Source organism: Halomicrococcus gelatinilyticus, from assembly GCA_024227995.1.
GTDB lineage: Archaea > Halobacteriota > Halobacteria > Halobacteriales > Haladaptataceae > Halomicrococcus > Halomicrococcus gelatinilyticus.
Genome location: CP100465.1, coordinates 2844284 through 2870650, shown reverse-complemented (window position 1 = coordinate 2870650; position 26367 = coordinate 2844284). Strand labels below are relative to the sequence as shown.

At 65.3% G+C, this 26367-nt stretch carries 34 protein-coding genes and 2 pseudogenes; 16 read left to right on the top strand and 20 right to left on the bottom strand.

Annotated features, from left to right (window positions below; all coding sequences use genetic code 11):
* Positions 1–23 precede the first annotated feature (23 nt).
* Entirely contained in the window at positions 24–1637 is a 1614-nt protein-coding gene (locus NKT36_RS15185; RefSeq protein ID WP_327051905.1) for an ATP-binding protein, read from the top strand.
* Positions 1638–1694: 57 nt separating this feature from the next.
* Here NKT36_RS15185 and NKT36_RS15180 read toward each other — a convergent pair whose 3' ends face one another.
* Positions 1695–2060 (bottom strand): hypothetical protein, encoded by a 366-nt coding sequence (locus NKT36_RS15180; protein ID WP_327051904.1) that lies wholly within the window; start codon positions 2058–2060, stop codon positions 1695–1697.
* 184 nt (positions 2061–2244) lie between these two features.
* Between NKT36_RS15180 and NKT36_RS19275 the strand changes: the two are divergent.
* The 5 genes and pseudogenes from NKT36_RS19275 to NKT36_RS15160 all read left to right on the top strand — a co-directional run.
* A pseudogene (locus tag NKT36_RS19275) lies at positions 2245–2337 on the top strand (hypothetical protein); the annotation flags it as partial.
* Between the two features lie 34 nt (positions 2338–2371).
* Positions 2372–2494: a hypothetical protein gene (locus NKT36_RS19270; protein ID WP_407652221.1), complete on the top strand. Its 123-nt coding sequence runs from the start codon at positions 2372–2374 to the stop codon at positions 2492–2494.
* A gap of 372 nt (positions 2495–2866) precedes the next feature.
* Positions 2867–3109, top strand: a complete 243-nt coding sequence (locus NKT36_RS15170; protein WP_327051903.1) for a thioredoxin family protein — start codon at positions 2867–2869, stop codon at positions 3107–3109.
* Positions 3110–3115: 6 nt separating this feature from the next.
* Positions 3116–4045 carry a permease gene (locus NKT36_RS15165; RefSeq protein WP_327051902.1) on the top strand — a complete coding sequence of 310 codons (930 nt, stop codon included), beginning with the start codon at positions 3116–3118 and terminating at the stop codon, positions 4043–4045.
* Between the two features lie 233 nt (positions 4046–4278).
* Positions 4279–4659, top strand: a complete 381-nt coding sequence (locus NKT36_RS15160) for an ArsR/SmtB family transcription factor (RefSeq protein ID WP_327051901.1) — start codon at positions 4279–4281, stop codon at positions 4657–4659.
* Here the strand turns inward: NKT36_RS15160 and NKT36_RS15155 are convergent.
* Positions 4587–5123, bottom strand: a complete 537-nt coding sequence (locus NKT36_RS15155) for an NAD(P)/FAD-dependent oxidoreductase (RefSeq protein ID WP_407652184.1) — start codon at positions 5121–5123, stop codon at positions 4587–4589. The genes NKT36_RS15160 and NKT36_RS15155 overlap by 73 nt on opposite strands.
* 267 nt (positions 5124–5390) lie before the next feature.
* Between NKT36_RS15155 and NKT36_RS15150 the strand changes: the two genes are divergently transcribed.
* From NKT36_RS15150 to NKT36_RS15140, 4 genes and pseudogenes are all read left to right on the top strand, one after another.
* Positions 5391–5678, top strand: a complete 288-nt coding sequence (locus tag NKT36_RS15150; RefSeq protein WP_327051900.1) for an amphi-Trp domain-containing protein — start codon at positions 5391–5393, stop codon at positions 5676–5678.
* A 239-nt stretch (positions 5679–5917) separates the two neighbouring features.
* Positions 5918–6958, top strand: a complete 1041-nt coding sequence (radA, locus tag NKT36_RS15145) for a DNA repair and recombination protein RadA (RefSeq protein ID WP_327051899.1) — start codon at positions 5918–5920, stop codon at positions 6956–6958.
* A 100-nt stretch (positions 6959–7058) separates the two neighbouring features.
* Positions 7059–7311: pseudogene (locus tag NKT36_RS19265) on the top strand (toxin-antitoxin system TumE family protein).
* 250 nt (positions 7312–7561) lie between these two features.
* Positions 7562–8989, top strand: coding sequence for a carotenoid oxygenase family protein (locus NKT36_RS15140; protein ID WP_327051898.1), 1428 nt, complete (start codon positions 7562–7564; stop codon positions 8987–8989).
* 288 nt (positions 8990–9277) lie between these two features.
* Here NKT36_RS15140 and NKT36_RS15135 read toward each other — a convergent pair whose 3' ends face one another.
* The 5 genes from NKT36_RS15135 to nikR all read right to left on the bottom strand — a co-directional run bounded on the left by NKT36_RS15135 (position 9278) and on the right by nikR (position 12595).
* Positions 9278–10153: an energy-coupling factor ABC transporter ATP-binding protein gene (locus NKT36_RS15135; RefSeq protein ID WP_327051897.1), complete on the bottom strand. Its 876-nt coding sequence runs from the start codon at positions 10151–10153 to the stop codon at positions 9278–9280.
* Positions 10150–10962: an energy-coupling factor transporter transmembrane component T family protein gene (locus NKT36_RS15130; RefSeq protein WP_327051896.1), complete on the bottom strand. Its 813-nt coding sequence runs from the start codon at positions 10960–10962 to the stop codon at positions 10150–10152. The genes NKT36_RS15135 and NKT36_RS15130 overlap by 4 nt, the downstream gene beginning before the upstream one ends.
* 2 nt (positions 10963–10964) lie before the next feature.
* Positions 10965–11288 (bottom strand): cobalamin transport operon protein, encoded by a 324-nt coding sequence (locus NKT36_RS15125; protein WP_327051895.1) that lies wholly within the window; start codon positions 11286–11288, stop codon positions 10965–10967.
* Positions 11288–11968: an energy-coupling factor ABC transporter permease gene (locus tag NKT36_RS15120; RefSeq protein ID WP_327051894.1), complete on the bottom strand. Its 681-nt coding sequence runs from the start codon at positions 11966–11968 to the stop codon at positions 11288–11290. The genes NKT36_RS15125 and NKT36_RS15120 overlap by 1 nt, the downstream gene beginning before the upstream one ends.
* 198 nt (positions 11969–12166) lie before the next feature.
* Complete coding sequence (gene nikR, locus NKT36_RS15115) at positions 12167–12595, bottom strand: nickel-responsive transcriptional regulator NikR (protein ID WP_327051893.1); 429 nt, start codon at positions 12593–12595, stop codon at positions 12167–12169.
* 62 nt (positions 12596–12657) lie between these two features.
* Here nikR and NKT36_RS15110 point away from each other — a divergent pair, with 62 nt between their 5' ends.
* Positions 12658–12843, top strand: coding sequence for a hypothetical protein (locus NKT36_RS15110; RefSeq protein ID WP_327051892.1), 186 nt, complete (start codon positions 12658–12660; stop codon positions 12841–12843).
* A 345-nt stretch (positions 12844–13188) separates the two neighbouring features.
* On the opposite strand, the gene NKT36_RS15105 is transcribed toward NKT36_RS15110, so the two are convergent.
* From NKT36_RS15105 to NKT36_RS15090, 4 genes are all read right to left on the bottom strand, one after another.
* The gene (locus tag NKT36_RS15105; protein WP_327051891.1) at positions 13189–13581 is read right to left on the bottom strand and encodes a cupin domain-containing protein; all 393 of its coding nucleotides are present in this window, start codon (positions 13579–13581) and stop codon (positions 13189–13191) included.
* Positions 13582–13771: 190 nt separating this feature from the next.
* Complete coding sequence (locus NKT36_RS15100) at positions 13772–14563, bottom strand: 2-oxo acid dehydrogenase subunit E2 (protein ID WP_327051890.1); 792 nt, start codon at positions 14561–14563, stop codon at positions 13772–13774.
* 170 nt (positions 14564–14733) lie between these two features.
* The gene (locus tag NKT36_RS15095; protein ID WP_327051889.1) at positions 14734–15474 is read right to left on the bottom strand and encodes an ATP-grasp domain-containing protein; all 741 of its coding nucleotides are present in this window, start codon (positions 15472–15474) and stop codon (positions 14734–14736) included.
* Positions 15475–15842: 368 nt separating this feature from the next.
* Positions 15843–16838: an LLM class flavin-dependent oxidoreductase gene (locus NKT36_RS15090; RefSeq protein ID WP_327051888.1), complete on the bottom strand. Its 996-nt coding sequence runs from the start codon at positions 16836–16838 to the stop codon at positions 15843–15845.
* Between the two features lie 4 nt (positions 16839–16842).
* Here NKT36_RS15090 and NKT36_RS15085 point away from each other — a divergent pair, with 4 nt between their 5' ends.
* Positions 16843–17142, top strand: a complete 300-nt coding sequence (locus tag NKT36_RS15085) for a hypothetical protein (protein WP_327051887.1) — start codon at positions 16843–16845, stop codon at positions 17140–17142.
* Positions 17143–17196: 54 nt separating this feature from the next.
* On the opposite strand, the gene NKT36_RS15080 is transcribed toward NKT36_RS15085, so the two are convergent.
* Positions 17197–18276 (bottom strand): 2,3-butanediol dehydrogenase, encoded by a 1080-nt coding sequence (locus NKT36_RS15080; protein ID WP_327051886.1) that lies wholly within the window; start codon positions 18274–18276, stop codon positions 17197–17199.
* Between the two features lie 194 nt (positions 18277–18470).
* Here NKT36_RS15080 and NKT36_RS15075 point away from each other — a divergent pair, with 194 nt between their 5' ends.
* Positions 18471–19055 carry a methyl-accepting chemotaxis protein gene (locus tag NKT36_RS15075; RefSeq protein ID WP_327051885.1) on the top strand — a complete coding sequence of 195 codons (585 nt, stop codon included), beginning with the start codon at positions 18471–18473 and terminating at the stop codon, positions 19053–19055.
* A gap of 260 nt (positions 19056–19315) precedes the next feature.
* On the top strand, positions 19316–19900 hold the full coding sequence (locus NKT36_RS15070; RefSeq protein WP_327051884.1) for a GNAT family N-acetyltransferase: 585 nt from the start codon (positions 19316–19318) through the stop codon (positions 19898–19900).
* Between the two features lie 52 nt (positions 19901–19952).
* Here NKT36_RS15070 and NKT36_RS15065 read toward each other — a convergent pair whose 3' ends face one another.
* The 3 genes from NKT36_RS15065 to NKT36_RS15055 form a co-directional block, all read right to left on the bottom strand.
* Positions 19953–20165 carry a hypothetical protein gene (locus NKT36_RS15065; protein WP_327051883.1) on the bottom strand — a complete coding sequence of 71 codons (213 nt, stop codon included), beginning with the start codon at positions 20163–20165 and terminating at the stop codon, positions 19953–19955.
* A 202-nt stretch (positions 20166–20367) separates the two neighbouring features.
* Positions 20368–21240, bottom strand: coding sequence for a class I SAM-dependent methyltransferase (locus NKT36_RS15060; protein ID WP_327051882.1), 873 nt, complete (start codon positions 21238–21240; stop codon positions 20368–20370).
* Positions 21241–21243: 3 nt separating this feature from the next.
* Positions 21244–21618, bottom strand: coding sequence for a hypothetical protein (locus NKT36_RS15055; RefSeq protein ID WP_327051881.1), 375 nt, complete (start codon positions 21616–21618; stop codon positions 21244–21246).
* Positions 21619–21787: 169 nt separating this feature from the next.
* Between NKT36_RS15055 and NKT36_RS15050 the strand changes: the two genes are divergently transcribed.
* Positions 21788–22315 (top strand): GNAT family N-acetyltransferase, encoded by a 528-nt coding sequence (locus NKT36_RS15050; protein ID WP_327051880.1) that lies wholly within the window; start codon positions 21788–21790, stop codon positions 22313–22315.
* 235 nt (positions 22316–22550) lie between these two features.
* Here the strand turns inward: NKT36_RS15050 and NKT36_RS15045 are convergent, their stop codons facing one another.
* The 3 genes from NKT36_RS15045 to NKT36_RS15035 all read right to left on the bottom strand — a co-directional run bounded on the left by NKT36_RS15045 (position 22551) and on the right by NKT36_RS15035 (position 23562).
* Positions 22551–23057 (bottom strand): hypothetical protein, encoded by a 507-nt coding sequence (locus tag NKT36_RS15045; protein WP_327051879.1) that lies wholly within the window; start codon positions 23055–23057, stop codon positions 22551–22553.
* A 137-nt stretch (positions 23058–23194) separates the two neighbouring features.
* Complete coding sequence (locus tag NKT36_RS15040; RefSeq protein ID WP_327051878.1) at positions 23195–23431, bottom strand: hypothetical protein; 237 nt, start codon at positions 23429–23431, stop codon at positions 23195–23197.
* On the bottom strand, positions 23428–23562 hold the full coding sequence (locus NKT36_RS15035) for a hypothetical protein (RefSeq protein ID WP_327051877.1): 135 nt from the start codon (positions 23560–23562) through the stop codon (positions 23428–23430). The genes NKT36_RS15040 and NKT36_RS15035 overlap by 4 nt, the downstream gene beginning before the upstream one ends.
* A gap of 370 nt (positions 23563–23932) precedes the next feature.
* On the opposite strand from NKT36_RS15035, the gene NKT36_RS15030 reads away from it, so the two are divergent.
* Positions 23933–24457 carry a GbsR/MarR family transcriptional regulator gene (locus NKT36_RS15030; RefSeq protein WP_327051876.1) on the top strand — a complete coding sequence of 175 codons (525 nt, stop codon included), beginning with the start codon at positions 23933–23935 and terminating at the stop codon, positions 24455–24457.
* 57 nt (positions 24458–24514) lie between these two features.
* Here NKT36_RS15030 and NKT36_RS15025 read toward each other — a convergent pair whose 3' ends face one another.
* A complete protein-coding gene (locus NKT36_RS15025; RefSeq protein ID WP_327051875.1) occupies positions 24515–25066 on the bottom strand; it encodes a hypothetical protein in 552 nt (183 codons plus the stop codon).
* Positions 25067–25411: 345 nt separating this feature from the next.
* A complete protein-coding gene (locus NKT36_RS15020) occupies positions 25412–26257 on the bottom strand; it encodes an aldo/keto reductase (protein ID WP_327051874.1) in 846 nt (281 codons plus the stop codon).
* Positions 26258–26367 lie beyond the last annotated feature (110 nt).

The following is a 26367-nucleotide window of genomic DNA, read 5'->3' as shown; positions in this document are numbered from 1 at the left end:
CCCTCGTCCTCGGCGCCGTCGCGGTGGCACTGCTGGCCTGGGCGACGTCGACCGGGGTACGGTCGCGCGAACGGCCCAGCGCACGATCGTTCACCGCACTGCTGGCGACGTTGACGCTCTGGGCGCTGTTGGCGTTCGGTTCGACGCTCCTGCCGACGGTCGATGGATCGCTGGCGTCGACCGTCCTCGAACTCGGCCAGCTCGGTTGTGCGGTGGTCGTTCCCGGCGTGTGGACGATCTACGTACTGGGATACACCGGTCGTGGGACGGGGCTGACCTGGCGACGGATCGCCCTCCTGTTCGGCATCGCGCTTCCCGTTCTGCTCGGCGGTCTGGTGATGGCCGCCGGATTGCCGACGCCGGTCGTCGAACGGCTATTCATATCGCTGTTCGCGACGGAAGCGATGTATCTCACCGGACTGTTCCTGTACGCCACGTACCTGTTGTTCGATCTCAGCCGCCGTCACACCAGGGTCTCGAAACGACAGGTTGCGATCGTGACCTTCGGCGTCCTGGCACCGTACGTCCTCTCCGGAGTCGGCAACGGGAGTCCCGTCATCGACGGTGGCACCCTCAGTTTCCTCGTCGCCGGCGGTCTGCTCGCGTTCTCGGTCAAGCAGTACCCGGTGCTGACGGGGTTCCCGACGACTGATCACGTCGCCCGCGAGCGCGTGGTCGAGGCCCTCCAGGAGGCAGTAGTCGTGCTCGACTGGGAGAACTACGTTCTCGACGCCAACGAGACGACGGTGCGACTGTTCGATTGCTCGCCGCCGGCGATAATCGGCGAACCGGTCGGGGCAGCCATCGACGGCCTCGAACGAGCCGATCTCTCCGCCGGAGCGACGGGGCGAGTCACGCTCCAGACGACGAAAGGACGCCGTCAGTTCGAGTTCAGCGTGTCGGCGGTCGACGACGAAGTATCGGACGACGATGAAGAGTCTGGCCATATCGCCAGGATACTCCTCCTGCGGGACGTGACCGACCGGCAGACCCGCGAACAGCGTCTGACGGTTCTCAACCGTGTCCTCCGGCATAACGTGCGGAACAAGCTGGACGTCGTGCTCGCGAACGCCGACCACGTTCGGGACGACGAACTCCAGGAGGGGATCCGCAGGAGTGCGAGGGACCTCGTCGCTCTCAGTCAGAAGGCTCGAAAGGCCGAGGACGTCATGACGGCGAGCACGGAATCACCGGTTCCCGTCGACGTCACCGACGTGGCCTCGGCCGTCGCCGAACAGTATCGGACCGCGGATCGCACGGCCGACATCACGGTCACCGGCCCGGATGAACTGGTGATCTCCTCGCACCGGACCATCGTTCGGCAGGTGCTGTCCGAACTCGTCGACAACGCGCTCACGCACAGCGACGAATCGTCACAGGTCGATATCCGCGTTCGAGCGGGCGAGGAGGAGTCAGCCGAACTCGTCGTCGCTGACGACGGGCCGGGGATTCCTGCCCGTGAGCGCCAGATTCTGGCGGACGGGGTAGAGACGCAACTCGAACACGGGCAAGGAATCGGGCTGTGGTTCGTCAACTGGGCGGTCCATCAGTTAGGCGGTGACCTCGAGATCGCCGAGAACCAACCGACAGGAAGCGTCGTGACAGTCCGGTTCTACGACGCAGCGTACAGCTCGTGATTGCTGTATCGACCTTTCTGCGAGGAGAGAATCCCGCCGTCTACGGCGAGGAGGCTGTCACTCTGTGGCGTGGTTGTCGCCTCGCATCTGCTTGTCGAACTGGCAGTCGGGACAGAGGTCGTCCGCGACACACCCACCATTACCGTAGTTGCAGTTGTGCGTCTCCCGTGTCGACGTCAGGCGGGTCTTCGCGCGTTCCCACTCGTTCTCCCACGTCTGGATGTCGCCGTTCCGTGTGGAGTCGTAGACGATGTCGTCGTCTTTCGTGACGATTTTCGTGCAGAGGAGAGAGTCGGGAGCGTTTGCGTGGATTTCCTTGACGCGCCGAACTGCCGCGCCGATCGATCTGACGTCTTCGCGTTCCCGTCGCTGGTCGTAGAGCGTGATGACCTTGGTGGACCGCCGTTCTTCGACTGTCGGCACGTGAGTCATGCGCGGTGATGGACGATGACAGGGTGTCGTGAGGAAGTCCCTTCAATCCCAGCTATCACGGAAAGTCGGCCTCTACCAGAGAGCGTCGTCGAACTCTTGCGAGATATCGTTCTTCAGCTTCCGGCCGCGATACTCAAGATAGTGGCGCAGTGTGGCCCTGTTGCGCCACTACTCGATGATCGCCGCTTCGAATCGTTCGGAATACGAAGTCGCCGTCGTCGGCGGTGGGCCAGCGGGACTGACAACCGCACTGAACACGACGTGGCTCGGGCAGGACACGGCGGTGTTCGACCGCGGCGGCGATGATTCAGGAAACACACAACGTGATCACGGACGACGTCGACCTGCTGCTGCGCGAGGCGGAGCGCCACCGAGCACGCTCACGCCGACGACTGATACCGGAAGGGATATCGGCCGAGTCGTGAACTCCGGAGCCATATCGAACAGGTTCGATACACCACGGGATGTTCTGGCTTTCGTTCACGTGCCCTTCGAGTCCGAGATAGATCGCGGGACGATTCGACTCCTCGGCAGATACTCCCCCTGGACGGTAGATTCACACGTCCACCACTATCTCGGAGGACGTGCACCTGCCGGTGTCATGGGCAACGTGAACAGGCCACCTGGAATAGACAGATTGGGATTCATCGAAACGTATTAGTACCAAACCGAATATTGTCGATGTGTATGACGGATTCGATGGCGAGCGAGTTTGCGAATACACCGAGTCGGACCGGTTCGACGGCCCAGGACGACCGACGTCGTGACGCTGATATCGAAATGACGGGAGACGAACGATGAAGATCACGATCTACGGACCGGACGGTTGCAGCAACTGTTCACAGCTCGCGGAGACGACCCGGAACGTCGTCGAGGAGCACGGCTTCGACGCGGACGTCGAGAAGGAAAGCGACACGGCGACACTGGCAGCGAAAGGCATCATGTCGACGCCGGGCTTCGAGATCGACGACGAGATGGTCCTCAGCGGGTCGACCCCGTCCGAGCAAGAGATAAAGGAGCTCATCGAGGAGCGACTGTAGAACAGGATGGTTTTCGAACAGTTCGCGACGTGGGTAGTCGACGCTCTGGGTCTCTCTGGCTCGCTCAGGGCGGCCGTTCACTTCTGGGTCTACGACACGCTGAAGATCACGGCGATGCTCGTCGCCGTCATCTTCGGCGTGGGATACCTGCGGACCTACTTCCCGCCGGAGAAGATCAGGGACTACCTCGACGGGAAGAAGGCGATGACGGGGTACTTCCTGGCCGCCCTGCTCGGCATCGTGTCGCCGTTCTGCTCCTGTTCGACGATCCCGATCTTCCTCGGCATGGTCGGCGCGGGCATCCCGTTCGGGATCACGATGACCTTCCTCACGGTCTCGCCGATGATCAACGAGGCCGCGCTCGTCGTGCTTCCGGGCGTCGTCGGCTTCGAGCTTACGGCACTCTACGCGGTGAGCGGCATCACGATCGGGATGGTCAGCGGGTTCGCGCTCAACCGGGCCGGCTTCGACCGGTACGTCAAGGAGTTCGAGTTCGGCGATTCGGACGTCGACGTCGACGAACCCTCCCGGAGCGAGCGTGCCAGACAGGCCTACGTCGAGGCGAAAGACATCATCACGGACATCATGCCGTACGTCGTCGCCGGCGTCGGACTCGGCGCAGTCATCCACGGTTACGTGCCACAGGACGTGGTGACGCGGTACCTGTCGGGACCGCTCGGCGTCTTCGGCGCGGTCGCGGTCGGCGTCCCGATCTACACCAACGTCCTCGGTGTGATCCCGGTGGTCGAATCGCTCATCGGCAAGGGACTGCCGGTCGGGACCGCCCTGGCGTTCATGATGTCCGTGGCTGCGCTCTCGCTCCCGCAGTTCATGATCCTGAAGAAGGTGATGCGAAAGGAGTTGATCGCGTCGTTTGCCGTGACGGTCGCGACGGGCATCCTGCTCAACGGACTGCTGTTCAACCTGCTCATCTAGGACTGCACTCGCCGGTCACCCGGTGACCCCGACGTCCCGTTCGAGACGGCCTGACGCGACGGCCGACCCTCTCTGAACGAAATCTATTTGTGTCAGACCGAACATTATCGATACGTATGGTGGGTTCGCCAGTCAGCAGTCTCGCTGACGCACAGTCCGACGCTGGGTCGACTACTGTTGACCCCCGTTCCGGCGTCGAAACCGGTGAAATCGAAGGAGCACGCTAAGCGACGATGGCTGACTCGGTCCCCGAATCGACGCGCCAGACGCTGGATCGACTCTACGAGAACCCGGACGATCGACTGACGTCGCTGTTCGAACTCGCACCGGACGACGACCAGGTGGACGCGACGCAGGCGGTGTTCAAGGCGCTGGCGAACGAACACCGGATTCGAGTCCTCGAAGCGCTCCGAGAGGGTGAACTGTGCGCGTGTGAACTACAGGTCGTTCTCGACGCGCCCCAGTCGACGGTCGCGAGCCACCTGCGAGAACTGAAAGACGCAGGGCTTGTCAAGACGCGACGGCAGGGGAAGTGGACGTACTACAGGATCGGTGATACCGCCGTGCTCCAGTTGCTCGACATCGCGCAGGCGCTTGCGGACGGCGAGCGATGAGCGTATGAATTTCCAGTAGTGGAACCACCTTCTGTGACGACGGTAGTCCTCTCGACACAGGTGGTCCACGACGCGACGCTACAGGTCACGTCTCCGCTGGAGAGCGTTCCGTTGAACACCTTCGCTGCCGTCAGGACGGGACCCCAGACCGGACTGAACTGAGGTGCGTACGCGAGGTCGAGCCGTTCCACCGCGTCGACGGGCAGTATCTCGTTCCCGTAGGTGACTCCCTCGACGGCGCTGTCACCCCGGAGCTCGCTGACCGGCGTGTCGAGATGGAGCGTCACGCCGTTGTCGGCGAGGTGCTCCACGACGCGCTCGCCCACGGCCTCGCCGAACGGTGGCAACACGTGGCTCGACCGCTGGAACAGGTGGGCGTCGACGTCGTGGGCCGAAATCGCTTCTGCCATCTCGACGCCGACGTAGCCCCCGCCGACGATGGCGACGGTCGAGGGCGGTTCCACGTCCGCGTAGCGTTCGACCGCGTCGGCGTCGACGTACTCGACGGCGAGGTCGTCGGGAACCGCCGACCCCGTCGGTTCGAGGTAGGCGCGCAGTGCGGCCGCCGAAACTCGTTGACTTCGAAGCGCCCGTAAACGTCGGCGAGTCGTGGAAGAACGAGGCGGACGTCTACCACGTCTTCGAACGGGTCTCAGTGCCGCATGCTGACGTGGTTCCTACCGTTCGAGAACTGCCGTTCCATTTACCATACACGCGGGTGTCCACTACCTATGGGAGAGCTCGAAACCGAAGAACAGAGAACGCGGAGTGAAATCGCGTCCTACCTCCGGGAGTTGGCCGATCAACTCGACAGTGGTGGTGACGTTGCGCTCGAACTCGGGGAGCAGCGGGTGAAACTGGACCCGACGGAGCCGGTGACGTTCAAGCTGGAAGGCGAGTCCGACTGGTCGGAAGGCGACACGGAGGCCAAACAGAGCATCGAATTCGAGCTGGTCTGGTGGCGAGAGGCCCAGTCGCAGGAAGAGGGCTCGCTGGACATCGTCACCGAAGGCGAGTAGGTTCACGTCTCGTCTTCTGTCGAAGAATCCAGGGGTGAGAGTGCCGTGAACGAGAACCGGTCCGATACCGATCGAGCGCGGCAACGTCGAACAGCAGTCTCACGAACGCAAGAGCACAGACCTGTCCGTCGCTGAAGCCGGCTCGGATGGCAGAATCGGAGAACGCGTTTCGATTCCACGTTCACTTTCACTCCCCTGTTAGCGGACGTTTATACCGCCGTGGGAGAGTGTACCTAGACATGGGTGGGGGAGACATCGACAGATTGCCAGCGGTCGGACCAGCCACCGGTGAACAGCTCTCCGATGCTGGTTTCGACTCGTGTCTTGCGTTGGCCGTCGCGAGCCCGCGAGAACTGAGCACGGCGACCGACATCGGTGAAGGGACGGCTCACGACGTCATCCAGGCTGCGCGCGACGCCGTCGACCTCGGGGAGTTCGAAACCGGGCGAGCGTTGCTGGAACGTCGCAACCGGATCGGGCGAATCAGTTTGCTCGACGAAGAGGTCGGAGCGTTGTTCGGGGGAGGTATCGAAACCCAGTCGATCACGGAGTTCTACGGCGAGTTCGGCTCCGGCAAGTCCCAGTTCACCCACCAGCTGTGTGTGAACGTACAACTACCCGAAACGCATGGCGGGCTCGGTGGACGAGCGATCTTCATCGATTCCGAGGACACGTTCCGCCCCGATCGCATCGAGAGCATGGTTCGAGGGCTGCCGACTTCGGTACGCACCGCACTCCTGGCGCAGCGAGACATCGAGGGCGGTCCAACCGATCACGATACGCTCGAGACACTCGTCGAGGACGTCCTCGACAGGATTCACGTGACGAAAGCAGTCACCAGTGACCACCAGACCCTGCTCGCCGAGAAGGCCCAGGAACTCGCCAGCGAGTATGCGGATACAGGGTGGCCCGTCAGGTTGGTGTGTGTCGATTCACTCGTGGGCCACTTCAGAGTCGAGTATCCTGGACGGGGCAAACTCGCCGAGCGACAGCAGAAGCTGAACAAGCACCTTCACGACCTGCTTCGCATCGCGAACCTCTACAATGCGGGAATCGTCGTGACGAATCAGGTGACTGCCGATCCGGATTCGTTCTTCGGCGATCCGACGCGACCCGTCGGCGGACATATCCTCGGCCACGCCAGCAACGTCCGGGTGTATCTCCGCAAGGCCAGGGGAGACAAACGGATCGTTCGACTGGTAGACTCACCGAACCTGCCCGACGGCGAAGCCGTGGTTCGCATCGTTGAAGACGGCATCGTCCCCGAGGAGCTCTGCTGAACTCGTGCCTCAGCACTTGCGCATCAGCGGACGAGTATTGGCCGGCGATGACCCCGACGGGGAGAAGTACCCCGATGGGACCGCCGTCCGTGGGTTCTGCATGCGGACGACCGCGACGACTTCCCGTCCGGGTGGGCCTCCAAGTACCACTACGGAGCGACGGAGCCGGAACCGCCCCGCACGATCGACGATGGAACGGTCCGTCGGTACGACAACTCGCACGAAGACACGAAACGGTACGAATCCACGTCACACCGGACCCAGAACGAGAGCGGATCACGTTTCCCGGCACGGTCGAACTACGGGAACGGTTCCAGGGAGAGGTTCCGGAATCCGAGTTCGAGCGCAAGTGAGGAAATCACGCTACGGTGATACCCATGAACGATACCACGCCGCCGCTGCACCCGACGGAGCGCGAACAGCCTCGGGCCGAATCACCCCTCGTCGCGACCGTGAAGTCGTCCGACGAGTCCCACGACGACGTTTCCGCCGGGGAGAAAACAGAGATCCCGGCATCCTTCTCGCCACCCACGCGGCAGATTTCTGACCGATGGCCGACAGTTCGGGCAGTGGTCCGATAAGGACGGACGGCGATGGGAACGTATGGAGAACACGTGGGAACCCGGGTTTCGAACGCAACGCGAGGAGACCCACGACGTCGCCATAGACGTCAGGGGGACGCTTCCAGGGTGGCTCGACGGCACGTTCGTCAGCAACGGTCCGGGACAGTTCGAGGTCGGTGGGACGCCGCTCGAACACTGGTTCGACGCGCTGGCGATGCTACGCGGGTTCCGGATCGACGACGGGTCGGTGCGCTATTCGAACCGTTTCGTCCGGAGTGACGACTTCCGCGTCGCACGCGACCAGCAGCGCGTCCGTCGGTCCCTGCCCGGGACCCCCGCCGACGGCACCGCGTTCGAGCGGCTCTATCGCGCCCTGTCCGGCGCGTTCCAGGACAACCCTTCGATCGGCGTCGTGCGACTCGACGACACGCTCTACGCCGTCACCGAGAGCCCGATGGGCTTCGAGACCGACCCGGAGACGCTGGAAACGACGGGACGACGCGACCTCACGACGGGACTGGACAGTGACGTCACGCTCGGCCACGCGCATTTCGAAGACGGCGTCCAGTGGGGACTGGCTGCGGAGTTCGGGAGAGAGTGCACCTACACGCTGTTCCGCCGGGTGGGCAACCGCGATGCCGCCCCGGTCAGTCGACTCGTCTTCGACCACCACCCGCCGTACGTCCACTCGTTCGCGTTGACCGAACACTACGTCGTCGTGCCAGAGGCGCCGTACGGCGTCGACTTCCGTCGACTCCTGCTGGGGACGCCCCGTGGAGCGACGTTCCTCGACGCCGTCAGCCCCCGAGAGGCCCCACCGCGGTTTCACGTTCTCGACCGTGCGACGGGCGAGCGCGTCTCGGTCGTCCGAACTGAACCGTTCTTCGTCTACCATTTCGCCAACGCCTACGAGGACGACGACGCGATCGTCGTCGACTGCGTGGCGTATCCCGACTCGGAGGCCATCACCGGACTGACGCTGTCGAACCTCCGTCGAGACGACCCCGACCTTCCGTGCGGGGACTTCGTCCGGTTCCGGCTTCCGCTCCACGATGGCGACGCGGAGCGCACGCTCCTCCTTCGCGGCCCCGTCGAGTTTCCGACGATTCACTACCGGCGGTACAACGGTCGCCGGTACCGCTACGCCTACCTGGCGGCGATCGACCGCGGAGCCCTCCCGACCGCGATCGTCAAGGTCGACCTCGACGGGCAGGCGACCGCCAGATGGTCCGAACCCGGTCTCCACCCTGGCGAACCCATCTTCGTTCCGGCACCCTCACCGACACGCGAGGACGACGGAGTGCTGCTGTCGATCGCGCTCGACGGGCGCGAAGAACGGTCGGTGCTGCTCTGTCTCGACGCCGAAACGTTGACCGAGCGGGCGCGAGCGCCGCTGCCGCATCGGCTTCCGTACCCGTTCCACGGGCAGTTCTACGGCGCTACCGACGCGGGACGGTCGATGGCCTGATCGGACGACATCCTGCTACGTCGATACGCATCGCGGCAAGGTGGCGTCACAGTTCGACGGACCGGTCCGCAGACAGGCGCTGGGTGTGCTCGGACGGTGTGGGTCCGACGTTGCAGCGGCCGCCGTCTGCCAGTCCGCTGTCGCTGCTGTGTCCGGTTGCGACCTCCGGGGTGCGACCGTCGCGAGAAACGCGTCCACAGACGCCGTCGGGACGGAGGGCGTCCAGCGGTCGAGTTCGATGCGGCCGACGAACGAGGTGGAAGTGGCGCGAGCTATCGCGGCAGGCAGTCAGTCGTGTTTGCGGTCACCGACTGCGGGAGTCTGCACGGTTTCCGGATCGCCAGCCTCCGTGAGCAGCGACACGAGATCCGCCTCCGTCACTGGCTGTGCGGTCGCATCTAACCCCGCGTCGCGGGCCACCCGAACTGCACCTGGAGGGTGCAGATTCGCCTGGTCCAGCAGCGCGTCGTCGTAGAACACCTCACGCGGGGTTCCGCACCCCGCGACGTTGCCGTCGACCATCACGCAGACGCGGTCGGCGACCTCGGCGGCGAAATCGAGGTCGTGGGTCGAAAGGACGACGCTGATACCCTCCTCGTGGATCCGGTGGATGCGCTCGCCGACCAGTCGCGACCGCTCGGGGTCGAGCCCTGCGAGTGGTTCGTCGAGGACGACGACGCTCGGTTCCAGCACGAGGACGCCGGCGATGCCGACGAGTCGTTTCTCGCCGCCGCTCAGGTAGTGCGGAATGCGGTCCTCGAGGTGACCGGCGTCGACGGTTGCGAGCGCCTCCCGGGCACGTTCTTTCGCTTCGTCACCTGGAACGCCGTAGTTCTGCAGTCCGAACATCACGTCGTCGAGAACCGTGGGCGCGACGAGTTGCGTATCGGCGTCCTGGAAGACGAAGCCGACCTCCTTGCGCGCGTGAGCTTTGTTGTCCTCCGTGATCGGCGTGCCGTCGACGACCAGCTCGCCGTCGTCCGGGACGAGCGTCGCGTTCAGGTGTTCCAGCAGCGTCGACTTCCCCGCGCCGTTGCCACCGACCAGCGCGACGACCTCGCCGGGATAGACGCTGAACTCGACGTCGTGCATCCCCACCGTGCCGTCAGCGTACGTGTGGGCACCGCACGTGAGGTCGACGAGCGGCGATTCGTCCGGGGTCATAGTCCCACCCCGTCGCCCGCGAGCACCGCGTATCCGACGACAACGACGTACGACGCGACGACCAGGAGGAGTTCGCTCGCGGGCGGACGCGCGACGTCGCCGTACAGCGTGATGTCGCCGTCGTATCCGCGGGCTTCCATGGACTTGACGAGCCGTTCGGACTGCTCGATTGCCGACAGCATCGTCATACCGAGAATCCTGGCGTAGAGCCGTTTGTTGGACCAGAACTCGGAGAAGTTGGCGCCCCGGGAGAGGGCGGCCTTCACCAGGTTCTCGAGCACCTCGATCATGACGAACGTGAACCGGTACGTGAGCAGCGCGATCTGGTCGATCGGTCGTGGGAGCAACCGGCCCATCAGGTAGGCGGCGTCGGTGTACGTCGTCGTCATCGACGCCGTCAGGGCGAACGTCACGACCGTCAACGACCGGAAGCCGAGTTCCGCGAACAGCACGAGTCCGGCCCACGTGACCGAAACGTCGCCAGCGGGCGTCGAGAGGGTGCCGCCGATCGGCGTGCCCGGTTCCAGGAAGGCGAGCGGCCCGGCGACCGAGACGATGAACAGCATCGGAAGCGTGTACCAGCCCACCAGTCGACCGTAGGGAAGTCCCGAGAGGCCGTACACTGCGAGAACGGCTCCGTACAGTCCGGCGAGCAGGGCGAGCCGATCGAACACCGTGACCGCGAGGACGAGTGCGCCGACGATGCCGACCTTCGTCCACGGATTGACGTGGTGTAGCGGGCCATCCTGGCGCTCGGCGTAGGCCGTGATGAGTCGCGGGTCGGGAACGTGGTTCGAGAGCGTCGTCACGGTTATCGTGCCGTGCGCTCCTCCTCGTCGAAGCCGCCGTAGCGGTCGACGTAGACGTACAGTCCGAGTCCAAGCACGACCATCAGGACGACGATTCCGCCGTATTCGAGCATCATCCCGCCCTTCCGGATGGGGCCGGCGACGACGACGCCGCGGCCGAAGTCGACGAGTTCGCCGCCGCCCTCCTGGGCCCCTCGCTGGAGTGCCTTGGCGGAGCGCTTGGCCCACGGGAGTGCGCCGCCAGTCGACGTGAAGCCCCAGAGACCGGCGGCGAAACAGACCGCGAGCAGGCCGACGAGCCCGCCGTACTGCTTCCAGCGCTGCATCAGGCGGTCACCCCCGGGGACTCGTCACGGGTGTCACGGTCGAGAAGGCCGACGAGGTCGGGCCGGACCGACGCGAGGAACTGGACGACGAACCCGGTCAGCATCCCTTCGATCACCGCAACGCCGAGGTTGAGACCGACCAGTCCAGCCACGGCGATCGTCAGGTCGGAACGGGGGAGTGCGCTCCCGTTCACGCCACTGATGACGATGATTGCGCCCATCAGTATCGCTCCCGACGAGAGGCCGAGCGTCGCGGCACTCGCGCTCGCGGGGAAGACGTCCCAGTCCATCCGGACCAGGGCCCTGAACGCGTAGTAGGCGACGATGGCCTCGGAGGCGTTGACCAGCGTGTTCGCTCCGAGCAAACCGACGGCGCCGTGGCCGAGCGCCGCCGAGAAGAGGTTCACGACGAGTGCGATGAGTGCCCCGAGGAGCGGTCCAGCGAGGATGCCGACGAGTCCGGTGAGGTTCATGTGGATGCCGCCCCACACCGGGATGTTCAGCTGGAAGATCGCGAAGCTCGCCGCGGCACCGATACCGGCGAGTGCTATCTGGTGGGACTTTATCCCACCTTTCCGGACCCGGTACACGACGCCGCCGATCAGCAGAACGCCGAGCAGGGTCCAGAAAGCCAGTGCCCACAGTGGGAACGACCCTTCTCCGAGGTGGATGTGTGCCATCTCTGGTTAACAACTTCTTCGCTCTATATAATAAAGTTGCCCTTCTGGAGTTCGTGGAATAACAACTATAGGTGGTTGGCAGGGGTGATGTTGTTAGACGCCGGCCCATCCGACGCCTCGTCGGACGACTGCTCCAGATGTACTGTGCGTGTCGACGTTGCTACCCGGTCCAGGTTCGGCGGGAGGGACAGAACAGAATCAGTGCATGTCGGCGAGCGGGCCGAAGTCGTCCACGGGCAGCACAGAGTAGTCGACGGTGAGCGTGTCCTTCGTCGCTCGAATCTTCCCGACGAACGTCGATATGTCTTCCAGCGACCCCTCGAGGACGAACAGTTCCATGCAATGATGGCCCCCGACGTGACTGTGGACGTTCGAAGCGACGATTTCCTCGTGCTCGTGACGGAGGTGCATCATCTTCTCCTCGACGCTCGTCGTCTCGTAATCGAAGACCACGGTGACCACGCCCATCAATTCGCGGTCTTCCAGTTTCTTGTCCTCGAACTCTCCCAGCAGATTGCGGCTCGCCTCCCGGAGAGCCTCGCTGCGGCCCGTGTATCCGTGCTCCTCTGCGAACTGGTCGATACGTTCGAGCAGTCCCTCGGGCATCGAGATGCTTACGACGCTCATATAACAATACAGGCGGCATAAATTGTTAACCGTTATAATCCCGCCCCCGTCGGGGACGACGAGTGTTCGTTGCTCCTCTTCACGACATCCAGAACCTGCGGAACGTGCTCGAACCCGGTGTCGACAACGAACGCATCGTCGACCACTGCAGAAGTAAGGCGGTGAGGCACGCGCCACTGTCCCGTCTCGACGGCGTCCGAGCGGCGACTGTTGTGAACTTCGGGGTTTTCGACCGGGACTGCCGGTGACGGTCGTCACGGTCACGGCGACGACCGACACAGCAGCGCCATCACCGAGCTGCGTGGCCGCTTCGATGCGTCGACGTCTATCGACCGTTGAACGGACTGCATCCGCCGGTAGCAGTCGCGCTCTCGAGCTACCGCTGACGAGATACGCGCCATCGGATCGGCGCTCGCTGTACGACCACCAGCTGTCAGAAATCGCGTGTGCGATACGGCGACCGTACCCGGCAGTGGCGATGCACGGCTTCCCTGACAGGGACGACGTCAGTCGGTGACGGACTCCGACTGGAAGGCGGCCTCTTCCTGCCGATTCGGTGCTCGAACCGAAATGCGGAGCGGAGAGGCTGCCTCCTATGAGCTCTCCTGCATCTTCTGCTGGATGTGGTCGAGGACCGGACCGTGTTCGTCTTGCGGACTGAAGAGGACGAAGTCCGTGTCCTCGTCGGCCCGGACCGTGTGCCCGGGTGGCCAGTAGAACACGTCGGCACTCTCGTCGGCTTCTTCGCTGCCGTCGGCGTAGGTGACGGTCAACGCACCACTCACCACGTATCCCCAGTGTGGTGACTGGCAGAGGTCGTCTTCCAGCCCTTCCAGAAGCGCAGTGAGGTCGGTCCCCTTCGCTACCGTGAAACGTTCCGCGGCCATCTTCCCGTAGTCGGTCGCGTCGCCGAAGTCGGGCTGGTGCTGCGCCACGGCGTCCGGGCTGTCTATCCTGGTCGAGATGTCCTCTTTCGCTACTTTCATGGGTGTCCTCCGGGTGAAGCAGTCGATTCGCCGTGACGGCATCGCACCGCCGTGGCGTCTCCTCGAGTACTCCGGGGGGAGTTCACCGCGCACTGTGTTAGCTGTTATCGTCTACCATGCGCGAACGCCGACAGCGTCGCGCTACCCGTTTACTGCGAGCGCTGAAGACGCACTCTCGGCAGGCGCTCGGCTACTCTGCGCCTGCGGTGTCGAGGCCGTGACCGGCTTCCAGGCGTTCGCCGAGGCGCTGGACGAACCGCGCGGCTGGCGCTCCGTCGACGACGTCGTGGTCGAAGGTGACGGTCAGGCTCAGGAACTCCCGGGAACGGAGTTCACCGTCGACCAGGCGTGGCTTGGTGCCGATGCCGCCGACGGTGAGTTGGAGGGTGTAGTTCGTGGGACTGATGGCCCAGCCGTTTCCGGTGCCGAACATGCCGACGGAGGTGACCGCGACGCTGCCGGCGAGACGCTTCCACCGCGTCGGGAACCACTGGGGGAGCCGCCAGATCTGGCGGCGCAGAACGCCGGGAAGACGGCGTGCGAGTCCGGCGAGTCCAGGCTCCGGGCGGTCCGTCGTGTCTGCCTCGACCCGTCGGATCTCGTCGTGGATCGACCGTACCGTCCGTCGGTTCGCCCGTCGGATGACGTGCGGGACACCGACCCGTTCGCCGTCGACTTCCCGTTCGACGAGGACGTTCACGTCGACGTCCTCGAACTCGTGGATCCGCCCCCGCCAATCCCGGTACCGGTGAACGTGCGGCCGTTCCGCCACGGTGGTGGCCAGACAGGCGACGACGAAGGCGGTGAACGAGAGCTTCGTTCCGGTCTCCGCCTCGATCGTCCGGATGCGTTCCCTGGCATCGGTGACGTCGACCTCGACGAGTCCGTGAACGTTGCTCCGGTGGCCCGCCATCTGCATGTAATCCACCGTCAGCTGCTGCTGTGGGGACATGCGCTCGCCGTCAGCGCCAGTTCCGTCCATGGTCTATCATGAAGCGCCGACACCAAATCCGTACTCGCCCCGCTGACGTCGCGCGTTCGAACGGGGTCGAACGACGCTGGCACCGCCTCGATTCGAACAGCCCCACCAGCGCGAACGGTCCACGTGATGGTGTTCGTCGGAGCCGACACTGCTCGGTTCACGCTCCCCGGTCAACAGCGGGCGGGAAGACTTGCGACGATCGACTCGTACAGTGCGGATTCCAGTCCGGTGTTCCGGTAGCCTGCTGCGAGATTTATATCGACGGCCCAGAACCGGTCCTGGTCGTCTTTGACGAAGTCCACTCCGACGCCTCGGAGGTCGGCACGTTCGACGAGGTGGCGTAGTCTGGAGGTGAGTCCCGGTCTATCCTGTGCCCGACTGAGAAAGCGTTTCGGCCCGTACAGCTTCGAGGTCACGCGTCGCCCCGCCGTCTGGACGCGACTTCCGTCGTGGACGGCGTAGTACTTGTAATCGACCGGCTCCGTCGGGATGAGCTCCTGGTAGAAATCCCCGTCACCGTTGAGTTCGGGGTCGCTGTTCCAGATGAAGTAGTCTTTCGCTACGTACTCACCGTCGGGTTCATCGAACCGTACCGGAGGTGTTCGAAACCCGACTGCCTCGAGCGCAGCGAGGCCGATCAGCCGGGAACCGAACGCGATCGTAGCAGGGAGATCGTTCCACAAGCACGTTCCCGTCCGCCGAGCGTGCCTGAGCGCGGGGAACACGTGTGGAAACACCTGCTTGTTGACCAGCAGGGACAGGTCGTCGATATCGCTGGTCGAGAGGGCAGCTCGGGGATCGAGGAACTGGACCGCATGGCCAGCGTCTCGAAGACGCTCGGCGACCGTCGTGAACACCGGCTGGTCGTCGTCGCAGAGGAGGCCAATACGGTTCTCGGCATCCACTCCCATCGTCGGACAGAGGAGCCCGAGTGGAATAGGGCTTTGGTCGGCCGATTCGAACGCCTGCCACCACGCGTAGATTATCCGGGAGTGCGGTAGCACACGGCAGTCGGGGACGCGGTCGATCCACCGGTTCGACGGCCGGAGACGCATGTCGCTCCCGGTCCACCTCGGGTGGACGTGCGACGACTGGCTCTTCGACCCGGAGCAGCGGTCGCGCGAGACGGCAGCCGCCTGGCGGCCCGAGTAGCTCGCGGCGATCGACGGACGGTGACCGCTTCGATGCCAGGTCTCACGCTCGGCGACGGTGCCGACAGAGCGGTCCCACTCGCAGCCGCGGATCGTCTCGATCTGTGGCTCGGCCGCTGCGCTGGCAGTTACAGATTCGCGGGTGCCAGCGCTTCGATCGTCGCCTCGGCGACGTCGTCGGCGGCTTGCTGCGGAATCGTGACGATGGGACGGTCGACGACCGTGTCCTCGACCAGGGCCTGGAGTTGCTCGCGCGCCTCGGCGGGCGCGCCTGCAACGCCGAGGTCGGCGACCATCTCGTCGGTCACGGCGTCGGCAGCCTCCTGACGGTCGCCCGACTGCCACGCTTCGGCGACCCGGTCGGCCGCAGCGGGGAACCGTGACGCGACCGCGTTCCGATACCCCTCGCCACTGCCGACGTAATAGGCGACGTGACCGCGAATCGCGTCGCGAGCGGCGTCCGGGTCGTCTGCGACCGCCGCCGGGACGTACGGCGCCACCGTGACGTCGTCGGGGTCCCGGTCCGCTCTCTCGGCGTGGTCGGCGACGTAGGCGAACGCCTCGTCGAGCGCCGAGAACGGGACGTTGTGGGGAATCCACCCATCGCAGAGCCGTGCGACGACCCGGCGGTTCGCCTTGCCGAGCGCGGCGTGGTAGATCGGGACGTCCACGTCCAGTGCCGGGAAGTCCGCGACCTGGAAGATCTCGCCATCGTACGTGACGCGGTGGTCGCCGCTCCCGCCGTCCTGGCCGAGGAACCGCTTCGTCAACTCGATCGTCTCGTGGGCGCGCCGCACGGGCCGGTCGAACGCCATCCCGTGGAGGTTCTCGATCGCCGTCACCGTGCTGGTGCCGACGCCGAGGACGAATCGCCCGTCGGACGAGGCGTCCAGGCTCTTCGCGGTCATCGCGAGCGTCGCGGGCGTCCGCGAGAACACGTTCACGATGGCGGTACCGATCGTGACCTGGTCCGTTCGGTCGGCGATCTCAGCGAGCTGGACCGGCGCACTCGTACCCCAGAGCTCGCCGAGCCAGACCGACTCGTAGCCCTGCTCCTCCGCACGGACCGCGAGCGTTGTCCGGTCGACGCCAGTGACATCTGGTAACAGGAGTCCAGGATTCATACGGATGCCATCCATCCACGGCATCCTAAACCCCACCGATTCTCGAGATATCGAGCACGCTCTCTCGGTCGCGCGATGTGACGACGTTCGCAGTCAGTCCAACCAGGATGCAGCAGCGCTTCGCGGTCGCCAGCTCGAACGTCTCGTCCCATCGTCAGCGCGTGTCGACGTGGGCCAGCGCTCGATTCCGGTCGTGCATCCGCCCGTCGGCGGGCAGACGCTCGTCAGGGTGTACGCCGACCACGTCGCGGTTCGCCCGGGACTTCCGGGAACGACGAACGTTCGGAGTAAGGCGATGGTGTGACCGGATGCAGGCCGTCCCGACGGCGTCCCTGCTGCGGTCCGTCGGGCAGTCGTTTCACTCCATGTCGGGTTTGACGAGGATCTTGACGTGGTCGCTCTCGGGGTCGATGAGCCGGTCGAACCCGTTGGCGACGATCTCGTCGAGGCCGATCCGACCGGTGATGAACGGGTCCGGGTCGAGGCGGCCGTCGGCGAGCATGTCGATCACCATGCCGTACTCTTCGCCGGACCGCGGGCCACCGAGATAGGCGAGCGTCCCGGTCACGGTCCGTTCACCGAGGACGAGGGCGTTCGGATGCGTGCTGACCTCCTCCTCCCAGATGCTCACGATGGTCGTCCGGCCGCCCGGAGCCGTGCTCTCGACGGCCGCATTGAACGAGGGTTCGACGCCGGCGACCTCGAAGGCGACGTCGGCCCCGCCGTCCGTGTGCGAGTGGACGTACTCGACGGGGTCGGTCGTCGACGGGTCGACGAGTTCGGTCGCGCCGCAGTCCGCCGCGCGTTCGCGCCTGGCGTCGCGCGGTTCGGAGACGAAAATCGTCCCCGCACCAGCCACGCGAGCACACTGGATCACCGCGAGGCCGATAGGACCACTCCCGAACACGGCGACGGCGTCGCCCGCCTGGAGTCCGGACCGTCGCACTGCGTGCAGGGCCACGCTGAGTGGCTCGACCAGCGCGCCGTGTTCCACGGGGACGTCTTCACCGAGCGGGACGGCGTGTTCCGCGTCGACGACCGCGCTCTCGGCGAACCCACCGCTCCCGCCGGAGAGTCCGATGAACCCGACCGAATCACAGATGTGGTAGTTCCCCTCGCGACACTGCCGGCACTCCCCGCAGGAGAGGATGGGGTTGACTGCGACGGCGTCACCGACGGCGAGGTCCGTCACGGCGTCGCCGACCTCCGCGATGGTGCCGCTGTACTCGTGGCCCATCCGTATCGGTGCCGCCTCCTCGGAGATGGGGTGGGGGTCGCTCTCCGGAACGAAGATCGGACCGGCGGTGTACTCGTGGAGGTCCGACCCACAGATACCGCAGGCGTCGACGTCGATCCGGACCTCGTCCGCGCCGACCGTCCCTTCTGCTACCTCCTCGACGCGGATGTCCTTTCGACCGTGATATGTCGCTGCTTGCATCGCAGTCTATACTCGTCGTCAATCATAGATAACTGCTGCTCTGACCGAGTAGAGGGCGGCCAAGAGCGATTCTTCCCTGCACGGGAGTAGTTTTATGTCCGAACATTGTAATTTTCGAACAGGCGTTCCCTTCCAGGATCGACGGCCGGTGTCAGAAGATAGACCGGCGGGCCTGAACGGAGCAGGAAACAACGATGTCCGACCAGCCAACAGAGGGCGAAGCCACAGACAGCCCAACGACCGAGTCGGTGCCGGACGCCAGCGCCGCGATCGAAGAGATAGCCACGCTCGCAGACGACGGCCACGAGAAAGCGCAGGCGACCGAAGAGACGATCGAAGAGATCGCGATCGGGGCGAGCGAGTCCAGACAGAGCCTCGCAGACCTCACCGAGACGGTCGAACGTATCTCCGAGATCGCGGCTCTCATCGACGAGGTGGCCGAACAGACGAACGTCCTCGCGCTCAATGCCTCGATAGAAGCCGCACGGGCCGGTGAATCGGGTGATGGGTTCGCCGTCGTTGCCGACGAAGTGAAACAACTCGCAGAGAAGACACACGACCAGACCGAAGAGATCGAGGAATTCGTCACGACCGTCGAGTCGGAGACCGACCGGGCAGCCGACACGCTCGAGAACGTCAACGAGAGCGTCAGCCTCGCCATCGGAACGAGCCAGGGCGCGACGACGAACCTCCAGCAGATCCGGGAACGGGTCGACGCGCTTCAGACCGACGCGACGGACGAGGCCAGTTCGTCGGACGAGCCATCGAGCCACGGTTGAGTCACACTCGCGGACGGACGGCCACGCCACGTCTGGACGCGGGCCGGACCCGGTCGGGCCGTTGGGCGGGAGTCGACGTCTCCCGCGACGCGACGGATTCACTCATCGAACGTGTCCTCTCTCCAGACCCCGCCCAGCGGTTGTCGCTCGCCGCGCAGTCGTCGACCTCGACGGGCGAGTCGCTGGACCGTACGACCGGTCCGGATCCGTGGCGCGGTCCACCGCCAATCGTTTTGGTCGTCTGTTTCGTGGTGACAATCATGTTCCCCGAGACCGTCGAAACGGACTCGCTGACGCTCACGAAGTTGTGCGAGGCGAACGTGGACGTGTTCGACCTGTACGACCGCTTCGCCGAGGGCCAGGATGGCGTTGCGGACGTGTTCGAGTACGTTCCGCAGGAACCGTACGCGTCGGTCAAGGAGGCTCAGGACCGGCTGGACAAAGCCGAGAGCGCCTGGGTGGACGACGACGCCGCCCAGTACGCCGTCACGACGACCGACGGCGACCTCGCGGGCTATGCGGGCCTGTTCCTGGAGTGGGACCGCCGGACGGGGCGGCTGGGAACCATTCTCGCGAAGCCGTACTGGGGGAACGGCTACGCGGGCGAGTGTGCGCTGGCGTTGACCGAACTCGCGTTCGACCGCCTCGACCTCGACCTGGTGGCCATCGGATACGAGGACGGGAACGAGCGGTCGAAGCGGGCCGTCGAGACGTTCGTCGAGACCGTCGGCGGGCAGTACGACGGCGTCCTGCGGAACTGGACGCCGCTCGGCGACGAGATCGCCGACCACCACCGGTACACCGTCACCCGGGAGCAGTACCAGCGAGCGGTGTCGGACGACTAGCCGCCCCTCCTCACCACGGCAACGGGTCGACCGTCCGGCCGGTAAACGGCATCTACCGGTCGACCACTTCCGGGTGACGGTAGTAGTAGAGCGACAGCCCGACGTAGACGACACCGAGCCCGAGGAGCACGGCGAGGAAGGGGTGGATGCTCAGCCCGAGACTTGCTATGACGACTCCCATCACCAACATTACGAGATACACGAGAATGGCTACCGCGAGCGTACGACCGATTCGAGTGATGGGGTCCCGTTCGGTAGTCGGCATGGCCATATCGGCCTGGACGGCCTGAATGAAAAGGTTTCGGCGCGTACCGTTCCCGTCCGCGGTTCAGGACGCACCTGAGCCTGCCTCCGGGCCGCCGTTTGCACCTGCGTTCGCATCGCAGCGCGAGTCCGGACCTGCCCACGTCGCTGCCGACCGCGGTGGCCGAACCGGCACGAACCTGTCGGGAGTCGCCGGCGGCGGTTCACTTCTCCGCGACGAAGCAGACGTGGCGAAGCGACGGCAGGGCCTCGTGCGCGCGTCGAATCTGTTCGGTGACCGCGGCCGGGTCGGCGCCCCGTCTCGCCACCAGCCGGTCGACGAGGCGACCGACCGGGCTGTCGTGGAGCCGGTCGTAGAGCGTCGTCCACTTCCGGAAGCGACCGACGCTGTGGGGTGAGATGTCCTCGACAGCGATCACGTCCAGTCCCGCGTCGGTGAGCGCCGCCTCGTACTCCGGCCGACTCCCCAGCGCCGGCATGTCCCACGCCTCCGCGAACCTCGTGACCGCCCGTCGCTCCGTCTCGTCCGCGTCCGCTCGCGCCAGGAGGTCGGAGAACGCGAGGACGCCGCCCGGTTCCAGCGCGTCGGCGATGGCCGCGAAGACGGCCTCGCGGTCCGGGATGTAGACGAACGCGTCGATGCCGACGCAGGCCGGGAGCGACCCGGACGCGAACGGCAGCCGGGTCGCGTCGGCGACGAGGAACGCCGCGTCGGCGTCGCGTTCCCGGGCGTTCTCCCTGGCGCGGGCGACGTTGTACGGGACGAGGTCGACGCCCCTGGCGGCGAACCCGAATCGCTCGGCGAGGTGGACGGTGGGGCCGCCGCGTCCGCATCCGACGTCGAGGAGGCGAACGCCCTCCGTCGTGGGTAGCCGCGCCGCGAGTCGCCGACCGACGGCGGTTGCGAGGCGTCGCTGGCTGTCGCCGACGACGTGTGGCTGGTACCACTCGGAGTAGCCGAGGTTGAGGAACGCGTTCGTGTCGAGGACGAGGGCGAAGAGACGCCAGATGTCTGCCCGCTGTCCGCGACGGGAGAACTGCTCGGTGATCCGGGTGCGGAGTCGGTCTGCGGTCATCCGCTACTGCTCCAGTTCCGACACGTCGGAGTAGCAGTACTCCGACTCGCCGCAGTAGGACAGGTCGCCACAGCCCCGCGGTCGCTGGTAGTCGATGTTCTTGTGGCGGCGGAGGTACGTGACGTAGCCGTCGTCGACGCGGTCGAGGACGTCGTGACAGACCCACTTCTCGCCGAACCGGGAGGTTCCGAGGTCGCGGTACGGGCACAGGAATATCGTCCGCTCGACCGCATCGACGCGCGGGGTCTCGACTATCCGTACCCCGACGAGCCGGTACGCGAACCGGAGTCGTTCGACGACCGCCGACGGAGTGTCGGTGCCGACGAAGAGGACGGGCGCGATGACGTACCCGAGACCGTGCAGGAGTCGGCGAATCACGGTTCCCGTTGTCACTGCCGAGCTACAAATAAGTGGACCCCTGACGTGGCGTCACCGTCCGCCGGCCCACGACGGTGCCGGCGATCGCCAACGTGGCATCCGGTAGCGACATCGTGACCGGTACTGTCGAACCCAAGACTATTTCGTCGACGAGAGTCAGGAACGGTACATGCCAGGTGCGGCGTACCTCGAGGGCGACGCAATTACCCTCCGGACGGTCGAGCGCGAGGACGTCGACTTCCTCCACGAGATGATAAACGACCCGGAGCTGTGGCAGGGGTTCGGCGCCCCGGGCCCCCGGAGTCGAGCGGAAGTCGAGGAGCGGTTCGAGGAGCAGAACGGCGGGACCGCGTTCCTGATCTGCCGGGACGAGGAGCCGGTCGGGCGGGTTCGGCTGGTCGACGTCGACGAGACCTGGGGGAACGCCGAACTCACGTGCTACGTCGCGCCCGACGCACAGGGACGGGGATTCGCGACTGAAGCGTGCGAACTCGTCGTCGACTACGGGTTCGACTACCGCCCGATAACGAAGGTCACCGCGCGGGTGTTCGAGTCCAACGAGGCTTCCCGCGCCCTCGTCGAGAAACTCGGCTTCACCCGCGAGGGAACGTTCCGGAATCACGTGTTCCACGGCGGACGCGAACTCGACCTGCACGTCTACGGACTCCTCGAAGCGGAGTGGCGCCCGGACGCGTGACGCGATTCGTGCAACGTGATGCGAATCGTGCAACGTGATGCGATTCGTGCAGGTCCTTCCGCGCGTGCAGGTCCTTCCCGGCGCTCGGAGCAGACGAACTCCCGTCCCGATTGGGGAACGACACAGGGGCCACGGGAATCCCGATTCCGTCGAGGGGACCTGGCGCTCTCGGGGACCATCAACGAGAGACCGTCGCGTTCGCGGGGGCTGTTCGTCCGCTTCGCGGGGCCCGTCGTCAGTCGAGCGTGACGTGCTGGCAGTTGTCCTTCAGTCGGACGCTCGGTGACTCGTCCGGTCCGCCCCGGATCCACACCTCGACGCCTTCCCAGTTGCCCTCGTGGCACTGGTCGTCCGCGGGGACCCTCCCCGGCCAGGGGCGTTCGAACTCTGCGTCGTCGACGGACACGACGACGGTGTGAGGGTCGGACGATGCCGGGAACGTCGCGTCCTCGTGTGACTCGTTGTCCTCGGAGAGGGCGTAACTGCGCTCGAAGACGACCGTCCCGTCGCTCTCCTCGACGGTGACGGTGACGTCGCGGGGAACCTCCTCGTCGACGAGGTACACGGTCACGGTGTGTGCGGGCTTCCCCGAACCGTCCGTGGGCGTCGACCCGTCGGTGGACGTCGTCGAGTCTCCCGGGGCGTTCCCCGAGTCGAGCACGTTGCTGCACCCCGCAAGGGAACCGACGCCACTGGCCGCTATCAGTCCGAGGAACGTTCGTCTGGAGGGCACGTTGGACACGTTAGACGCCCCGGAACACCGTCGGATAATCCTTCCCATCCGCCGATATATAGACTCACGAGTGCTCGCCAGGGGAACGTACACGTACTGTCGGGGTCGATGGAGTCTGCGTCCAGGGGGTCCGGACGACTGGCCTGTCAGGCGAACGCGAGCAGTTCCGCCTCGGTCTGGACGACGACGCGACCGTCGGTCACGACGGGACCGCTCCCGTATCGGCCGCGATGGTCGCCACCTGGACGCTGTACCAGACTGAGGGCATATGCGCCGCGCCGGCGAAGGTCGCAGCGTCGTGGGGGCGTGAGTCCGTCGAACGCGAAGAACGTATTGGCGTCGACCGCGAACGAGAGGAACATCATCACCCGCAGCGGAATCAAGAGGAGACGAGGAGTGCGCCCGCTACGACGGACAGCCAACGCCCGGGGAGTCGCTCCCGGGTCTCGTTGGTGAGGATGCGCGTGCCGGATTCGGTCCCGGTGTCGTAGTCGGTCTCCGTCTCGGTGGCCATCTCAGACACCGCCCAGTTCCTCGATGCTCACGTACCGGAACGCGAGACCGAACGCGACGACGGTGGTCGTAGTACCACCCCCAGTTCGAGCAGTACCCCGTGAGCATACGTTCGCGAGACCGATAGTTCGGAGAAGGGGGTCGAAAGGTCGAGCGCACGCGATGGCGAAGCGTATCGTCGATGGAGGGCCGAAGCGGGATGTCCGCGGCGTCACGTCCGGTCTGGGACCGGATGCGCGCGAGTCCGAACCGGTTTTCAGTTTGTTCGGCTCAATCCGAACGAACGGACCAATCGATTTAATACTTACGACACGCTGTTGGCAACATGACCGAAAAGCGGATTAAACGCCGGAGTCCGGATGCATCTAGCGATGAGTGACGACGAGCTCGAGGGCGTCCGAGAGGACGTCATCGAATCGATAGAGCGGTCCGCGGAGGTCTACGGGTTGAGTCGCAGCGCTGGCCGGGTGTACGGTGTCCTCTACTTCTCCGACGCCCCCCTTTCGATTCCCGAGCTCGTCGAAGAGACGGGCTACGCGAAATCCACCATCAGCAACGTCACGCGGAAGCTCACGCGGGTCGGGATGGTCCGCCGACGCTCGTCGGAAGGCGGCGGGCGTCGCGTGCAGTTCGTCCCCGAAACAGACCTCTGGTTCGTCGTCCAGGACGTGTTCCAGCAGTACGTCCACCGCGAGATGCAGGGGTCACAGCGGACGTTCGACCGTGCGCGGGAGCGCCTCGACGAACTTCCCACCCTGGCAACGCAGGCGGACCGAGAACGCGTCGAAGAACTGGCGGCCACGTACGACCAGTTACAGACGCTGCTCGAACTGGCGATGGACCACTCGCCGGACGAGCTGATCGAAGCGATCGAGCAGTACGACCGCGAGGAGTAGCGTCCTGTTCCGGCAGCGGCCGAACCCCGACCAGACAGCGGTATCCAGAAAGCGTCGTCACCACGAAACGGCGTACGTGCACGTGTCGGCGCCCTCACGACGACACTCGTCACCGACCTCCTCGACGAACACGAACGACTCGACGGGCGCGTACTGCTGGGCGAGCGCCCGTATCAGCCCGCGGTCGAAGGGGCACGGATACGGCGTCTTGCAGGTCATCTCGCCGGTCCGGTCGTCGAGCGCCTCGAAGTGGTAGAAGCCGATGTCGTCGCCACGGTGGTTGCGCTGGTAGGCCTCGTCGATGGACCGTAGTCCGTCGGCGACGCTCGAGACGCCGGCAGGCCAGTCCGCGACGTCGGGGATCTGTTCCCCCAGCCGGTCCAGGATGTGCGGCTCCAACTGGTCGGCGATCGTCTCGAACGTGTCCAACCACGCCTGCTGTGGATACCACTCGTCCGGGGCGGGGTCTTCCACCCCGTTCTCGGCCAGCGCCTCGCGCGCGCGCCGCCGGTACTCCTCGGAGAAGCGCGCGAGGGCGTCGTCGATCACGGTGAGAATCGTCTGGCCGTGGACCTCGACAGCTGGATCGAACGCCTCGTACTGTGCCATTACCGGACAACGCTCTGCAGCGACTAAATACCTTCTTCAATCGCCGCCCGACGTCGCACTCCCCACTGGTAGAACGCTGGCGCGGACTTGGCGCTGGAACCGCCGTCCGCCGGCTCACCGAGTTCCTCGGCCGCCGGTTCGACCACCGACGACATCTCGATGGAGCGGCCGGTGAGCGAGTCCGTGTCGACGTCCAGTCCCGCATCGGGTTGCTGCCCTGGTCGAGGACGAGTCGAGCGGCGTCCTCGTCGGGGAGCGACCCGTCCGTCTCGACGAGGAGGCTGACGATGTCTGGGTCCCGTTCGGCGGTCGCGGATGTCCGGATAGCCGCACAGGTGTCGACTCTCAGAGCGGGAGATGACGCACGAGCGAGGGGAGGCGGTTGCGGAGGCGAACCCCCAGCGGGCCACCGTGGTCGCTGATGCGCGCCATCTCCGCGTCGGTGAGCGAGAACTCGAAGACGGCGAGGTTCTCCTCCAGGTGCTCGCGGCTGCTGGACTTCGGGATGGCGACCACGTTCTCCTGCTGGACGAGCCAGCGGAGCGCCACCTGTGCGGCGCTCCTGTCGTGGCGTTCGCCGATGCGTTCGAGGACCGCATCCGAAAGGACCTCTCCCCGCGCCAGCGGGCTGTAGGCGGTGAGCGCGACGTCGTTCCCCGCACAGTACCGCTGGAGGTTCGACTGGTCCTTGTACGGATGGTAGAGCACCTGGTCGGCGACGACGGGAACGTCGGCGACCTGCCGTGCCGTCTGGAGCTGCGAGCGCGTGAAGTTGCTGACGCCGACGTGCTCGACGGCCCCTGACTCGCGGAGTTCGGCCATCGCGTCGAGCGTCTCCTCGACCGGGACTCGGGGGTGCGGCCAGTGGATCAACAGCAAATCGACGTACTCGACGCCGAGTTCGTCGAGGCTCTCGTGGACGGAGTCCAGGACGTCCTGGTGGCGGAGGTTCGAGCGCCACACCTTCGTGGTGAGGAACACCTCGTCGCGGTAGACGTCGGACCGGGCGATGCCTTCGCCCACCGCCGCCTGGTTGTCGTACGCCTCGGCCGTGTCGACGTGGCGGTACCCCCGGTCCAGCGCCGTGCGGACCGTCTCCGTACAGCTTTCCCCGGTGTTCTGCCAGGTCCCGAGGCCGAGTTTCGGAATCAGGACGTCGCCCGCGTCGACGTACTCCACCCGTTCGCTCATGTCGTCAGATATAGATGAACGGTCATAAATTTCACTGCGAGGCTTGGCGGTCGAGCGAACGGAGTGACTCCGGTACGGCGGCGTTCACCGCTGCCGACCGACGTGTTAGC